Genomic DNA, 13,897 nt, shown 5'->3' with positions numbered 1-13,897 from the left:
CGACATATAACCAGTTGCGACGACACGCCGAAATGCGCCGCAAGGGTTGATGTCTCGCGGCGCACTCCCGGCTCAGTGCGGTTTAGTGGTCGCCGTGCTCGCCGTTGGGGGGGCCGACGACGCTGTCCTGGTGCTCGCGCAGCGCGGTCAGCGCGCGCTGCTCGGAGGAGTGCGCCGCCTCGCGCAGCGCGGCATCCTCGGCCGCGGGGTCGGCACGCAAGAAGCTGCCGCTACCCGGCGAGCCGGCCGAGCCCAGCTTGTTCATCCGCTTGGGCAACGCCGCGCCCTGGTACTCGAGCGGTATCGGGTGCCCATGGTCGTCGACGGGGCCGAGCGGCTGGTGCAGCTCGATGTACGCGCCGTGCGGCAGCCGCTTGATGATGCCCGTTTCGATGCCGTGCTCGAGCACCTCGCGGTCGCTGCGCTGCAGCCCGATGCACCACCGGTAGGTGATGAAGTAGACGAACGGCGGCAGGATCACCATCCCGATGCGCCCGATCCACGTCGTCGCGTTCAGCGAGATGTGGAACTTGAACGCGATGATGTCGTTCATCGCCGCCAGGGTCAGCACCATGTAGAAGGAGATCGCCATCGCGCCGATGGAGGTGCGCACCGGCACGTCGCGCGGCCGCTGCAGCAAATTGTGGTGGGCGTAGTCACCGGAGAACCGCTTCTCCAGGAACGGGTAGATGATCAGCAGGATGAAGATCAGGCCCATCAGCAGCGCTACCCAGACCGGGGCCGGAATGGTGTGGTGCCAGAAGTAGAACTCCCACGGCGGCCAGATGCGGGCCAGACCCTCGGTCCACATCATGTAGAAGTCCGGCTGCGAACCCGCCGAGACGTGAGATGGCTTGTAGGGGCCCAGGTTCCAGATCGGGTTGATCTGCAGTAAGCCGCCCATCAGGCCGAGCACACCGACGATCGCCGCGAAGAACGCGCCGGACTTGACGGCGAAGATCGGCATCACCCGCACGCCGACCACGTTGTGCTCGGTGCGGCCGGGGCCGGGGAACTGGGTGTGCTTCTGGAACCACACGAACGCCAGGTGCAGCCCGATCAGAGCCAGGATGATCCCCGGCAACAGCAGGATGTGCAGGGCGTACATGCGCGGGATGATGGCGCCCACCGTCGCGCATTCGTTGCCGATGCCACCGCACGGGAAGTCGCCGCCGAACAGCGCCCAGTGCAGCCACGTGCCGATCACCGGCATCCCCAACGTGATCGAGGACAGGGCGGCGCGCAGCCCGATGCCGGACAGCAGGTCGTCGGGCAGCGAGTAGCCGAAGTAGCCCTCGAACATGGCGAGGATCAGCAGCAGCGAACCGATCACCCAGTTCGCCTCGCGGGGGCGCCGGAACGCGCCGGTGAAGAAGATGCGCGCCAGGTGCACCATGATCGACGCGGCGAAAAGCAAAGCGGCCCAGTGGTGGACCTGCCGGACGAACAGCCCGCCGCGCACCTCGAACGAGATGTCGAGCGTCGAGGCGAAGGCCTTGGACATGTCGACGCCGCGCAGCGGTTGGTACGCGCCGTTGTAGGTGACCTCCGCCATGGACGGGTCGAAGAACAGCGTCAGATACACGCCGGTGAGCAGCAGCACGATGAAGCTGTACATCGCGATCTCGCCGAGCAGGAACGACCAGTGCGTCGGAAACACCTTGTTGAGCTGCCTGCGCACCGCCGCCGACGGGTGGTAGCGCGTGTCGATGTCCTCGCCCTGCCGGGCCAGGACGTCACCGATCTTCGGGGGACTCAGTTTGGGGCTCATGTCGTCGTCCTCTCCCAAAATGCCGGTCCGACGGGCTCGATGAAGTCGCCGTTGGCGACCAGGTACCCGTTGGAGTCGATCGTGATGGGCAGTTGCGCCAGCGCGCGCGCCGCCGGACCGAAGATCGGCTTCGCGAAGTGCAGGGCGTCGAACTGCGACTGATGGCAGGGGCACAAGATTCGGTAGGTCTGCTGTTCGTACAGCGACGCCGGGCAACCCAGGTGCGAGCACACCTTCGTGTACGCGAAGAACTCGCCCCAGTTGAAGCTCTCCTGGCCCTGGCGCTTGACCATCCGGGACATGTCGGACGGCCGGATCCGGATGAGCATCACGGGGTTGCGGACGCCCTGGTTGATCGCGCGGAGCTTTTCCTGCGACTCCGGGGTGGTGCCGTCCCCGTCGGACTCCCGCCACGGAAAGACGGTCTCCATGCCGCCGGCGTCGAGGTCTTCGGGGCGCATCTTGATGAACGGTGACGCGCCGGCCGAGCCGGTGGCGCGCGCCAGGAAGATGGTCTCGCCCTTGTAGCGCGGGGTCCACCCGGAGGTCCACAGCACGGCCTTCTTGCCGTCGGCGGTGGGCACGACGGGCTTCCACGGGTTCTTGATCAGGCCGCCAGCGAACGCCACCAGGGTGGACAGCCCGAACGCGCCGAGGCCCACGCCCAGTGACAGCCCGACGAGCTTGCGCCGCCCCACCGTCGAACTCTGATACGCGTCGGCCAGGTTGGCCACCACCGTCTTGCGGTCGATCTCGCGCGAGGCGCCGTCATGGCGCTCCTGGATCGAAAGCTCTTCGGGGATAAACCTTTTCTGGTACAGGATCGCGCCGATCGCGATGCACAGGATCGACATTCCGAAGGTCAGGCCGTACAGCGGGGTGGCCAGCGTGTAGAGCAGGCTGCCCGGGGCGTCCTTCGGCTTGTACTCCCATGGCCAGAACAAGAAGATCAGCAGCAGCGCGACCCCGAAGAAGCCGCCCAGCAACAGCCACCGGGCCACCGAGCGCTCGGCGCGCTTCTCGGCTTTGGTGCCCTCGATCGGCCAGCGCGGCTCCTTGAACACGGTCTCGACGCCGTCGATCTTGCCGCCCAGGGCCACCAGTTCCTGTTGCGACATCGCGGCCAGCGCGGTGTCGCTGGGCTCGTGGGGTGCCCCCGGTCCGCCCTTGTCGGTGTCCGAGCCGCGCGTGTGTTCGTCGCTCATGATGCTCGCGCCCCAATCCACAGTGCCAGCCCGATGGCGGCGACCATCCCGATGATCCACGCGGCCATGCCCTCGGGTGCGGGTCCGAAGCCACCGAGGCCGTAGCCGCCCGGCTGCCGCTCCTCGGAGACGGTTTTCACGTAGTCGATGATGTCCTTCTTGGCGTCGAAGGACAGCTGGCGGTCGGAGAACTTCGGCATGCTCTCCGGGCCGGTCAGCATCGCGGTGAGGATCTGCTGTTCGTTGGCTCCGCCCAGGTCGGGCGCGTACTTACCCGAGGACAGGGCACCGCCCTTCCCGGTGAAGTTGTGGCACGAGGAGCAGTTGAGCCGGAACAGGTCGCCGCCGCGGCCGGGGTCATCGCCGCGCAGCGAGTGCATCGCCAGGCTGCCGTCCGGGTTGCGGACCACCGTGGGCCCGCCGCCGTTGGCCTGCACGTAGGCGCCGATCGCGTCGATCTGGGATTCGTCGAAGATCGGCTCCTTGCGGGGGGCCTGGGCGGCGCCGGCCATCACCGGCATCCGGCCGGTGGACACCTGAAAGTAGACGGCCGCCTCGCCGACGCCGATCAGGCTCGGCCCGTGATCGGGGACGCCCTGCAGGTTGGCGCCGTGGCAGGACACGCAGGACGTGTCGAACAGCTGCTTGCCGGTGCGCAGCAGCGCCGACCCCGACTCGTCGGCGACGGCCACCTGCGGGGTGGGGGTGAGGACCGCCGCCACCCCTCCCGACACGGTCAGCGCGATCAGCAGCAGCAGCCCGCCCGACAGGCGGCGCCGCAGCCGCCGTCGCGAGCGATCGGTCAGCCCTTTTCGCGGCTTGGTCCGCCGCGCACCGATTCGGGTAGACCCCAGTTTCTTCAACCGAGCACTCCTGTCCGTCCAGCGCCGATTCAGCGGATGAAATAGATCACGGTGAACAGCGCGATCCACACGATGTCGACGAAATGCCAGTAGTAGGAGACGACGATGCTGGCCGTCGCCTGCGCGGGCGTGAACTTGCTCATCGCGGTGCGGGCCAGCAGGAATATGAAGGCGATCAGCCCGCCGGTGACGTGCAGGCCGTGGAAACCGGTGGCGAGGTAGAACACCGTGCCGTAGGCGCTGCCCGGGATCGTGGTCCCGTGCGACATCAGGTGGTAGTACTCGTACCCCTGGCCGAGGACGAAGAACAGGCCCATCAGGAACGTGATCACGTACCAGCGGCGCAGCCCGAACACGTCGCCGCGCTCGGCCGCGAACACGCCCATCTGGCAGGTGAACGACGACGCGATCAGCACCAGCGTCACCGGAACCGCCTGGTACAGGTTCAGCTCCGTCGGCGGCGGCGGCCACTTCCCGCCCGCCTGGGCCCGCGCGGTGAAATACATCGCGAACAGCCCAGCAAAGAACATGAGTTCGCTGGACAGCCACACGATGGTGCCGACAGCGACCATGTTCGGCCGATTCAGCGAATGCACTCGCGACGTGATCGCAGTACCCGAGGTCCCCACAGCGCTGGTCACATCCGCAAGTATGACGCTTTGTAGTTGTCGAACTCTACCCGGGTCCGAAATTTCGGTGATCGGCGTTTCGCCGGCCGTGACCGGGCCCGCAGGGGCGCGCGTGCGGCAACGGTTGGGGGGCGGCTGATCCTCGTGGGACCATCGGCGCGTGCCCNCGCCGGGCGTCCGGCGCAGATCGCCGCGTGCGCGGTGGCGATGACGATGAAGGTGCCCACCGCGGGCGAGGTGAGCGAGCTGGCCGACGTCATGCTGCGCCACGCCCGCCCGCTGCCCGCCGGCGCGATCCCCGAGGACGCCGTCGACATCGTCGGCACCGGGGGCGACGGCGCCAACACGGTCAACCTGTCCACCATGGCGTCGATCGTGGTGGCCGCCGCGGGGGTGCCGGTGGTCAAGCACGGCAACCGGGCGGCCTCGTCGCTGTCCGGGGGAGCCGACACGCTCGAGGCGCTCGGGGTGCGCATCGACCTGCAGCCCGACCAGGTCGCGCGAAGCCTCGACGAGATCGGGATCGGGTTCTGCTTCGCGCCGCTGTTTCACCCGTCGTATCGGCACGCGTCCGCCATGCGCCGCGAGATCGGGGTGCCCACGGTGTTCAACCTGCTTGGGCCGCTGACCAATCCGGCGCGTCCCCGGGCGGGTTTGATCGGTTGCGCGTTCGCGGACCTCGCCGAGGTGATGGCCGGGGTGTTCGCGGCGCGTCGGTCCAGCGTGCTCGTCGTGCACGGCGACGACGGGCTCGACGAGCTGACCACCACGACCACCAGCACGATCTGGCGCGTGCAGGCTGGCACCGTGGACCGGCTGACGTTCGATCCGGCCGGATTCGGGTTCGCCCGGGCCGAGCTGCACGAGCTGCTGGGCGGCGACGCGCAGGCCAACGCGGCGGAGGCGCGCGGGGTGCTGGCCGGTGCGAAGGGCCCGGTCCGCGATGCCGTCGTGCTGAACGCCGCCGGGGCGATCGTCGCGCACGCCGGGCTATCCAGCCGCGCCGAATGGCTGCCCGCCTGGGAGGACGGGTTGCGACGGGCCGGCGCCGCCNCAGCCGCGCCAGGGCGGCGAGCCGCACGCTGGGGGCCTCCTCGCGGCTGAGCACCCGGCGGGCCAGGCGCACCGTGCACAGGACCTGGGGCCGCGGCCAGGGAATCTCGCAGCGCTGCGCGGCGGCCCGCAGGAACCCCACGTCGAACCCGGCGTTGTGGGCGACCAGCACCGCTCCGTGGTCCAAGCCGGCGAACTCGAGGAACATCGGCAGCACGGCGTCGATGGCCGGGGCGTCGCACACCATCGCCGTGGTGATGCCGGTGAGCTGCACGATCTGGGGCGGGATGCTGCGCTGCGGGTCGACGAGGGTGGCGAACTCGCCGAGCACAACGCCGCCGCGGACCTTGACCGCCCCGATCTCGGTGATGGCGTCGCACGGCGCGCCGCCGGCGCTCTTGGTGCGTCCGCCGGTGGTTTCCAGGTCCACCACGACGAAAGTGGTTTCGCGCAAGGGGGTTTCGTCGATCGGGGAAGCGGCCGGGTCCCAGCGCGGCCCCAAATCGGCGAAACTCAGCTGAGTCGCACCACTCATGGCCGAGACGTTAGGCACGTCCACCGACAGCGGCGGTGTTCCCACGCCGGGCCGGCGGGGGCGGATCGCTGCCGGATTGTTGTCGGTGGCCCCGGTTAGCGTGCCGATAAGCGCGCGAACTTCAGCGTTCGAATGACCGAGAGGACGGCCCCAGATGGCATACGGCAGTGGCAAGGGTGAACCAGCGCCCGGTCCGGACGCACCGGTGGTGATCGACTGCGACGAGTGCGCGGTGCGCGGTCCGGGATGCCGCGACTGCGTGGTCAGCGTGCTGCTCGGGGTTCCGGAGACCCTGCTGCAGGACGAACGGGCCGCGCTCGAAGTGCTCGCCGACGCCGGGCTTGCCCCGAGGCTGCGGTTGGTGCCGATTCGTCGCGACCGTGGGGCCGGTGTAGCCTAATTGCCTTGTGCGCCAAAACCGCTCGACCCTCTTAGAGGATTGCCATCATTCACAAAGTAATGACAGAAATCTTGCCGATTTCTTAACGGCCCGGTTTGGACAAACGTCGATATCGTTCCGTAACCTGTTTGAGACCTAAACTAGTCCGACGGCGCTCCGGCAGTGCCAGTCCAGGCCGTTTAAGGATGCAAATTTTGAGGCTCGACTCTATGTACCCCTGTGCGCGTGTCATGACACGTTCTGCCCTAGGTACGTTAGCGGGCTTGGTCGTCTTCACGGGGGTTTTTGCCGCGAATTCCGTGGCCGATCCGGCGGAGGACGCGCTGGCCAAACTGAACCAGCTGTCCCGTCAGGCCGAACAGACCACCGAGGCGATGCACAGCGCGCAGCTGGACCTGAACAAGAAGCTCGCGGTCCAGCAGGCGGCGGAAAAGAAGCACGCCGACGACCAGGCCGCCGTGGATTCGGCGAAGGCGCGCCTGGCCGCCTTCCAGGGCGCGGTCAACAAGCTCGCCGCGGCGGAATACATGGGTGGCCGCGTGGACGGCATGGAGGCAATGCTCACCGCCGGATCGCCGCAGGGCCTGATCGACAAGCTGGCCGTGCAGCGCCTGATGGCGACGCAGATGCGCACGCAGATGGCGAGTTACCGGGTCGCCGGTGCCCAGGCCGCCAAGGCCGAGCAGGAGTCCGCCAAGTCCGCGGCCGACGCCAAGAGCGCGGCGGAGCAGGCCGCGGCGGTGCGGGCCAGCCTGCAGTCCAAGCAGAGCCAGCTGCAGGTGCAGATCGCGGTCGTGAAATCCCAATATGTGTCGCTCACGCCGCAGCAGCGCACGGCACTCGCCGACCCCGGGCAGGTCCCGGCGGCTGCCCCGGCGCCCGGCGCGCCGGCCCCGGACGCGGTGGCGCCGCCAGGGGGACCGACGCCCGGAGACGCTCCACCCCCCGCCGGAATGATGCCGGGAATGCCCGGGATGCTGCCCCCGGGCGTGGGAGGCGGTGACCGCGCGACCGTCGTGCAGGCGGCGTTGACTCAGGTCGGCTCGTCCTATGTGTGGGGCGGCGCCGCGCCGGGCGGGTTCGACTGCTCCGGTCTGGTGATGTGGGCGTTCCAGCAGGCCGGCATCTCGCTGCCGCACTCCAGCCAGGCGCAGGCCCAAGGCGGTCAGCCGGTGGCGCTGTCGGATCTGCAGCCCGGCGACGTGGTGACTTTCTACAACGACGCGTCGCACAGCGGCATCTACGTCGGCGACGGCATGGTGATCCATTCCTCCACCTACGGCGTGCCGGTGCGGGTGGTGCCGATGGGCGCGGCAGGTCCGATCCACGACGCCCGTCGCTACTGACAACCCCCTCAGCCGGCGGCGTCGGCGCCTGCCGATCCTGCTGGCGTGGGTATTCACCCTCGAGCTGATCGTGGCGGCCGCCGTGCCGTTCGACGCCGGCGATAGCAAGGCGAGGCACGCCCAGGTGGTCACCCCCGCCCCCAGCCCGGCCAGGGTCGCGGCGAGGTCGCTGGTGGTCGGTGACCGCACCGTCCGGCTGGTGGGACTGGGCGGTGCCATCAGCGACCGGCTGCTGTCCCGGGTGGCCTCCGACATCGGCGGCGCGATCAACGCGGTGACGGCGTTCTGGGGCGGTGATTGGCCGCGCGACATCTCGATCCTGGCCACCGGCTCGGACGAACAGTTTCGGGCCGCCGCCGGCGGGGGACCGGAGTCGCAGTGGGCCGACATCGCGGCCGTGACGGTGGCCGACCGCGTCGATCCCGCGCACCGGGCGGCGTTCGGCCAGCGGATCGTGTTCGCGCCGGGGGCCGCCACCATGAACGACGGGGCGCTACGAATTGTGTTGACGCACGAGCTTTTCCACTACGCCGCGCGCGCCGCCACGGCCGCGGACGCGCCCCGCTGGCTCACCGAGGGGGTCGCCGATTTCGTCGCCCGGCCGCAGACCCCGGTGCCCGCGGACGCGCTGCCCGTGCCGCTGACGCTGCCGGCCGACAGCGACCTGGACACGCCCGGGCCGCAGCGCTCGCTGGCTTACGACCGCGCATGGTGGTTCGCCCGCTTCGTCGCCGACACCTACGGAACGCCGAAGTTGCACGACCTCTACTTGGCGACCTGCGGTGTCGGGCACGCCGACGTGCCCACCGCCATCCACGACGTCCTCGGCACCGACACGGCCGGGCTGCTGGTGCATTGGCACCAATGGCTGCCCCGTTAGCCTGACGCAGGTGAGCCGGGTCCTGCTGGTAACCAACGACTTTCCGCCCCGTCCGGGCGGCATCCAGTCCTACCTGGGCGAGTTCGTCGGCCGGCTGGTGGATGCCGGGTCGCATTCGGTGACGGTGTACGCGCCGCANTGCCGCCGGGGGTGGACACCGACCGGTTCCGGCCCGACCCGGCGGCCCGGGCCGAGCTGCGAACCCGCTACGGGCTGGGCGAGCGGCCGGTCGTCGTGTGCCTGTCGCGGCTGGTGCCGCGCAAAGGCCAGGACATGCTGATCAGGGCGCTGCCGTCGATCCGGCGCCACGTCGACGGGGCGGCGCTGGTCGTCGTCGGCGGCGGTCCCTACCTGGACGCGTTGCGCAAGCTGGCCCGGGACTGCGGCGTGGCCGAGCACGTCACGTTCACCGGTGGCGTGCGCGCCGACGAATTGCCGGCCCACCACGCGCTGGGCGACGTCTTCGCGATGCCGTGTCGCACCCGCGGCGCCGGCATGGACGTCGAGGGCTTGGGCATCGTCTTCCTGGAGGCCTCGGCGACGGGCGTGCCGGTCGTCGCCGGCCTGTCGGGTGGGGCCCCGGAAACGGTGCAGCACAACAAGACTGGGCTGGTGATCGACGGTCGATCGGTGGACGAGGTCGCCGAGGCCGTCACCGGGCTGCTGGCAGATCGCGACCGGGCCGCGGCGATGGGCGCGGCCGGGCGCGAGTGGGTGACGTCCCGGTGGCGCTGGGACACGTTGGCCGCCCGGCTGGCCGACCTGCTCGGTTGATATGAGTTGAGGTAGTCCTTCACAAACGCCTCCGGGGGTGTCAGGAAGGGATTGTCAAGATTCCTTACGAGAACTTGGGGCGTTGGCGCGCTCCGGTTCTTCTGGCACACCCCGGAGGTGTTGTTGTGTCTGTGCTGAGGGCTCCAGCCACGGTGTCCACGATCGTCGTTGCCGTCGACGTCGGCAAGACCTCGGCGATGATGTCGAATCAGCCCGAAACGACTTCTCGCCGAAAGGAGCGGTCAGACTGCACCCTTCACAATCCTTGTAGGCGGTGCCACGCTGAATGGACGGGACGAGGGGTCAGATCAGATGCCGCATCGGTTATGACGGACCCACCTGGGTTACGCCGCGTCTAACTTGGCACCCCGGCCCCTCGCCTCAACGACAGCCCGAACGACGCCAGATGACCCCAACCTCGAGGTCGCATAAGTCAACGTGGGCGCCCGGCACCCGCCAAATCCCAGCAAGCCGCCCGACAGCACAGCCCCATCCATCGCACCCGGACCCGGATGCCGAAGTGCTACGCCCACCCCACGCCTTGACACAACCTACAGCCAGTTAGTCCTTCTCGTAGATCGATTCGATGTCGGCGGCGAACTTCTCGGCCACCACGTTGCGTTTGACCTTCATCGTCGGCGTCAGCTCACCGGTGTCCTCGGTGAAGTCGACGGGCAGAATGCGAAACTTGCGGATCGACTCGGCGTGCGACACCGCGAGGTTGGCGTGCTTGACGGCCGCGTCGATCTCGGCGACCAGGTCGGGGTCGGTGGCCAGGTCGGCGACCGACGCCTCGGCGGGCTTGTGGTTGCGTTCCTTCCAGGGGCCGAAGGCCTCGGGGTCGATGGTGATCAGCGCGCCGATGAACGGCTTGTTGTCCCCGACCGCCAGGGCCTGGCTGATCAGCGGGTGCGCCCGCAGCTGGTCCTCGAGCACCGCTGGGGCGACGTTCTTGCCGCCGGCGGTGACGATGATCTCCTTCTTGCGGCCGGTGATCTTCAGGAAGCCGTCCTCGTCCAGCGCGCCCAGGTCGCCGGTCTTGAACCAGCCGTCGGTGAACGCGTCGCCGGTGGCCTGCTCGTTGCGCCAGTAGCCGCCGAAGACCACGCCGCCGCGCACCAACAGCTCGCCGTCGTCGGCGATGCGCATGCTGTTGCCGGGCAGCAACGTCCCGACCGTCCCGATCTTGACCCGTCCGACCTGGTTGACGGTGATGGCCGAGCTGGTCTCGGTCAGGCCGTAGCCCTCGTGGATGGTCAGGCCCACGCCGCGGTAGAAGTGGCCCAGTCGCGCGCCCAGCGGCGCGCCGCCCGACACGGACGCGTGGCAGTCACCACCCAGCGCCGCGCGCAGCTTGTGGTAGACCAGCCGGTCGAACAGCGCGTGCTTGGCGCGCAGCAGCAGGCCGGGGCCGCCGTTGTCCTGGGCCTGGCTCCAGTCGACCGCGGTTTGCACGGCCATCGCGAAGATGCGCCCGTTGCCGTCGTTGACGGCGTTCTGCTCGGCGGTGTTGTAGACCTTCTCGAACACCCGGGGCACCGACACCACGACCGTCGGCTTGAACACCGCGAACATCGGCAGCAGGTTCTTGATGTCGCTGGTGAACCCCACCGTCACCTTGTTCGCGCACGCCGACAGGGTCAGCGAGCGGGCCAGCACGTGCGCCAGCGGCAGGAAAACCAGCAGCCGCTGCCCCTCGGCGAGCAGCGTCGGCAGGCATTCCTTGGCGCCCCGGGACTCGTAGAGCAGGTTGGAATGGGTGAGTTGGCAGCCCTTGGGCCGGCCGGTGGTGCCGGAGGTGTAGATCAGCGTCGCCGGGTCGTCGGCGCGCAACGCCTCGAGGCGGGCGGTCAGCTCGGCCGGCTCGACCGACGCGCCCTCCTCGGCGAGCTGGTCGAGCGCCTTGGGGCCCGAACCGTCGATGTGCAGCACCCGGCGCAGCGCGGGCAGCTCGGTGGTGAGTTCGGTGACCATCGCGGCGTGGGCGTCGGTCTCGGCGAAGGCCACCACCGCTTCGGAGTCCTGCAGCACCCAGCGCACCTGCTCGGCCGACGACGTCTCGTAGATCGGCACGGTGACCGCGCCGACTGCCAGGATCGCCAGGTCCAGGATCGGCCATTCGTACCGGGTCGCCGAGAAGATGCACACCCGGTCGCCGGACTGCACCCCGAGCGAGATGAGGCCCAGTGCCGCGGAGCGGACCTGCTTGGCCGCCTCGGCGCACGTGACGTCCGTCCACACGCCGTCGACCTGGCGCTGGAAGATGACGAAGCCAGGGTCGTCTCGCTCATGGTCGAAGACCATGGCCGCCACGTTTTCGTGCTCGCCGACGGTGAAGCGGGCGGGGACACTGTACTCACGCACTCTGATGACCTCGATCGGACTCGTAACGTTGCCTGGCCGCTGGGTCGGGCCGGCTTGCTGTGGCCCAGCCTAATCCGCGCATTCGCGCAGCACTGCCGAGGTCGCTTCGGCCGCGACCGCGATTGCGGGTTGCGTGTGGCGGTGTGTGAAGCTGGGGTGGTGAACAGCATCCAGATCGCCGATGAGACGTTCGTCGCCGCCGACGGCGCCCGGGTCGGCGCTGTGGTCGCCGATCCGTCGTGCTGGCGGCGGTGGTGGCCCGACCTGCGGCTGCAGGTCGTCGAGGATCGCGCCGACAAGGGGATCCGCTGGACGGTCACCGGCGCGCTGACCGGCACCATGGAGATCTGGCTGGAACCGTCGCTGGACGGGGTGGTGCTGCACTACTTCCTGCACGCCGAGCCGAGCGGCGTGGCGGCCTGGCAGCTGGCAAAGCTGAACCTGGCGAAGATGACACACCGCCGTCGGGTGGCGGGTAAGAAAATGGCGTTCGAGGTCAAAAGGACGGCGGAACGGTCGCGTCCGGTCGGCGTTTCTCCGGTAGTTTAGCCGGATCAAGGTGCGGCGGTAGGAGTACCGTTTCGGCCCGGAGGCCGGGGTAGTCCGGCGCATCGCGGGGCCTATCCGCTCGCGGGAGAGAGGGCAGCAGCCAGGTGGCGGAAAAGACGACGCAGACCATCCACATCGAAGCCGATCCGGGCACGGTGCTGGAGGTGATCGCCGATATCGATTCCTACCCGGAATGGATCTCGGAATATAAGGAAGCCGAGGTGCAGGAGCGGGGCGCCGACGGCCGCCCGAAGGTCGTGCGATTCGTGATGGACGCCGGCGTCATCAAGGACACCATGGTCATGTCCTATCAGTGGCCCAAAGACCGCCGGTCGCTGAGCTGGACCCTGGTCTCCAGCTCGCTGCTGCGGTCGCTCGAAGGGTCGTATCGCTTGGCGCCCAAGGGATCTGGCACCGACGTCACCTATGAACTCTCGGTCGATCTTGCCATCCCTATGATCGGAATGCTCAAGCGCAAGGCCGAGCGCAGGCTGACTGACACCGCTTTGAAGGATCTGAAGAAACGAGTCGAGGCTGAGTGAGTCCAGTGACTTCCGGGCACCCACCCCGGCCCGGATCAGTCTTTTCGTCGGGAAGGGCGGGGTAGGAAAGTCCACCCTGGCCTCCGCCACCGCGGTCTGCGACGCGGGCTCGGGTCGGCGGGTTCTGGTCGTGTCCACCGACCAGGCGCACTCGTTGGGCGACGTGCTGGGCGTCCCGGTGCCGCCGAGCGGCCACGGCGAACCGGTTCGGGTGCTCGCCGATGACGCGGAGGCCGGCGGCGGTTTCCTTGACGCGCTGGCGCTGGACACCCTGGCGCTGCTCGAGGCCCGGTGGCACGGCGTGGTCGACACGCTGGATCGGCGGTTTCCCGATTCCGAGCTGAGTAACATTGCGCCCGAAGAACTTTCGGCGTTGCCGGGTGTTCAGGAGGTGCTGGGGCTGCACGCCGTCGGCGAGCTCGCCGCCTCCGGGCGATGGGACCGCATCGTCGTCGACTGCGCCTCGACCGCGGACGCGTTGCGAATGTTGACCCTGCCGGCCACTTTTGGGCTCTACGTGGAGCGCGCGTGGCCGCGCCATCGCAGGCTGTCCGTCGCCGGCGACGACGCGCGCTCGGCCGCCATGGTGGAACTGCTGGAGCGCATCAGCGGCAGCGTCGACCGGCTGGGCGCCCTGTTGACCGACGGCGAGCTGGTCACCGCGCACCTGGTGCTGACCCCCGAGCGGGTGGTGGCCGCCGAGGCGGTGCGGACGCTGGGTTCCCTGTCGCTGATGGGCGTGCGGGTCGAGGAGCTGATCGTCAACCAGGTCCTGACCGAGGACGAGTCCTACGAGTACCGCAACCTGCCCGAGCATCCGGCGTTCTACTGGTACGCCGAACGCATCGCCGAGCAACGCGTCGTGCTCGAAGAGCTCGACGCCACCATCGGCGACGTGGCGCTGGTGCTGACCCCGCACCTGTCCGGCGAGCCGATCGGCCCCAAGGCGCTGGGCGCGCTGCTCGACGGCGCCCGCCGCCGCGGCG

General features: G+C 68.9%; 12 protein-coding genes and 2 pseudogenes. 8 read left to right on the top strand and 6 right to left on the bottom strand.

Annotation, left to right across the window (positions count from 1 at the left end; translation table 11 throughout):
• Positions 1–82: 82 nt before the first annotated feature.
• From qcrB to ctaE, 4 genes are read right to left on the bottom strand one after another with little or no spacing between them, the layout of a single operon-like run.
• The gene (gene qcrB / locus BN4348_RS43355; protein ID WP_066913447.1) at positions 83–1,771 is read right to left on the bottom strand and encodes a cytochrome bc1 complex cytochrome b subunit; all 1,689 of its coding nucleotides are present in this window, start codon (positions 1,769–1,771) and stop codon (positions 83–85) included.
• On the bottom strand, positions 1,768–2,976 hold the full coding sequence (gene qcrA / locus BN4348_RS43350; RefSeq protein ID WP_066913449.1) for a cytochrome bc1 complex Rieske iron-sulfur subunit: 1,209 nt from the start codon (positions 2,974–2,976) through the stop codon (positions 1,768–1,770). The genes qcrB and qcrA overlap by 4 nt, the downstream gene beginning before the upstream one ends.
• Entirely contained in the window at positions 2,973–3,839 is an 867-nt protein-coding gene (gene qcrC / locus BN4348_RS43345) for a cytochrome bc1 complex diheme cytochrome c subunit (protein ID WP_066913414.1), read from the bottom strand. Before qcrC ends, qcrA begins: the two co-directional genes overlap by 4 nt.
• 29 nt (positions 3,840–3,868) lie before the next feature.
• Positions 3,869–4,480: an aa3-type cytochrome oxidase subunit III gene (gene ctaE, locus BN4348_RS43340; protein ID WP_066913412.1), complete on the bottom strand. Its 612-nt coding sequence runs from the start codon at positions 4,478–4,480 to the stop codon at positions 3,869–3,871.
• Between the two features lie 24 nt (positions 4,481–4,504).
• Here ctaE and trpD point away from each other — a divergent pair, with 24 nt between their 5' ends.
• Complete coding sequence (gene trpD / locus BN4348_RS43335; protein WP_084454204.1) at positions 4,505–5,572, top strand: anthranilate phosphoribosyltransferase; 1,068 nt, start codon at positions 4,505–4,507, stop codon at positions 5,570–5,572.
• On the opposite strand, the pseudogene BN4348_RS43330 reads toward trpD, so the two are convergent.
• Positions 5,481–6,080, bottom strand: a pseudogene (locus tag BN4348_RS43330) (exonuclease domain-containing protein); the annotation flags it as partial. The gene trpD and the pseudogene BN4348_RS43330 overlap by 92 nt on opposite strands.
• Positions 6,081–6,210: 130 nt before the next feature.
• On the opposite strand from BN4348_RS43330, the gene BN4348_RS43325 reads away from it, so the two are divergent.
• From BN4348_RS43325 to BN4348_RS43310, 4 genes and pseudogenes are all read left to right on the top strand, one after another.
• Positions 6,211–6,456, top strand: coding sequence for a hypothetical protein (locus BN4348_RS43325; protein WP_066913407.1), 246 nt, complete (start codon positions 6,211–6,213; stop codon positions 6,454–6,456).
• 209 nt (positions 6,457–6,665) lie between these two features.
• Positions 6,666–7,802: a peptidoglycan hydrolase RipC gene (ripC, locus tag BN4348_RS43320; RefSeq protein WP_407937922.1), complete on the top strand. Its 1,137-nt coding sequence runs from the start codon at positions 6,666–6,668 to the stop codon at positions 7,800–7,802.
• Positions 7,803–7,839: 37 nt separating this feature from the next.
• The gene (locus tag BN4348_RS43315; protein ID WP_235852888.1) at positions 7,840–8,682 is read left to right on the top strand and encodes a hypothetical protein; all 843 of its coding nucleotides are present in this window, start codon (positions 7,840–7,842) and stop codon (positions 8,680–8,682) included.
• A 10-nt stretch (positions 8,683–8,692) separates the two neighbouring features.
• Positions 8,693–9,456, top strand: a pseudogene (locus BN4348_RS43310) (glycosyltransferase family 4 protein).
• 561 nt (positions 9,457–10,017) lie between these two features.
• On the opposite strand, the gene BN4348_RS43305 reads toward BN4348_RS43310, so the two are convergent.
• Positions 10,018–11,820, bottom strand: a complete 1,803-nt coding sequence (locus tag BN4348_RS43305) for an AMP-dependent synthetase/ligase (protein WP_066913401.1) — start codon at positions 11,818–11,820, stop codon at positions 10,018–10,020.
• 159 nt (positions 11,821–11,979) lie between these two features.
• Between BN4348_RS43305 and BN4348_RS43300 the strand changes: the two genes are divergently transcribed.
• The 3 genes from BN4348_RS43300 to BN4348_RS43290 all read left to right on the top strand — a co-directional run.
• A complete protein-coding gene (locus tag BN4348_RS43300) occupies positions 11,980–12,369 on the top strand; it encodes a polyketide cyclase / dehydrase and lipid transport (RefSeq protein ID WP_066913443.1) in 390 nt (129 codons plus the stop codon).
• Between the two features lie 104 nt (positions 12,370–12,473).
• Positions 12,474–12,911 (top strand): SRPBCC family protein, encoded by a 438-nt coding sequence (locus tag BN4348_RS43295; RefSeq protein ID WP_066913399.1) that lies wholly within the window; start codon positions 12,474–12,476, stop codon positions 12,909–12,911.
• On the top strand, positions 12,904–13,897 hold a 994-nt coding region (locus tag BN4348_RS43290; protein ID WP_096866283.1), incomplete at its 3' end, for an ArsA family ATPase. The genes BN4348_RS43295 and BN4348_RS43290, both read left to right, overlap by 8 nt.

The organism is Mycobacterium interjectum (assembly GCF_900078675.2).
GTDB classification, from domain to species: Bacteria; Actinomycetota; Actinomycetes; order Mycobacteriales; family Mycobacteriaceae; genus Mycobacterium; species Mycobacterium interjectum.
This window is presented reverse-complemented; position numbering and strand designations above follow the sequence as displayed.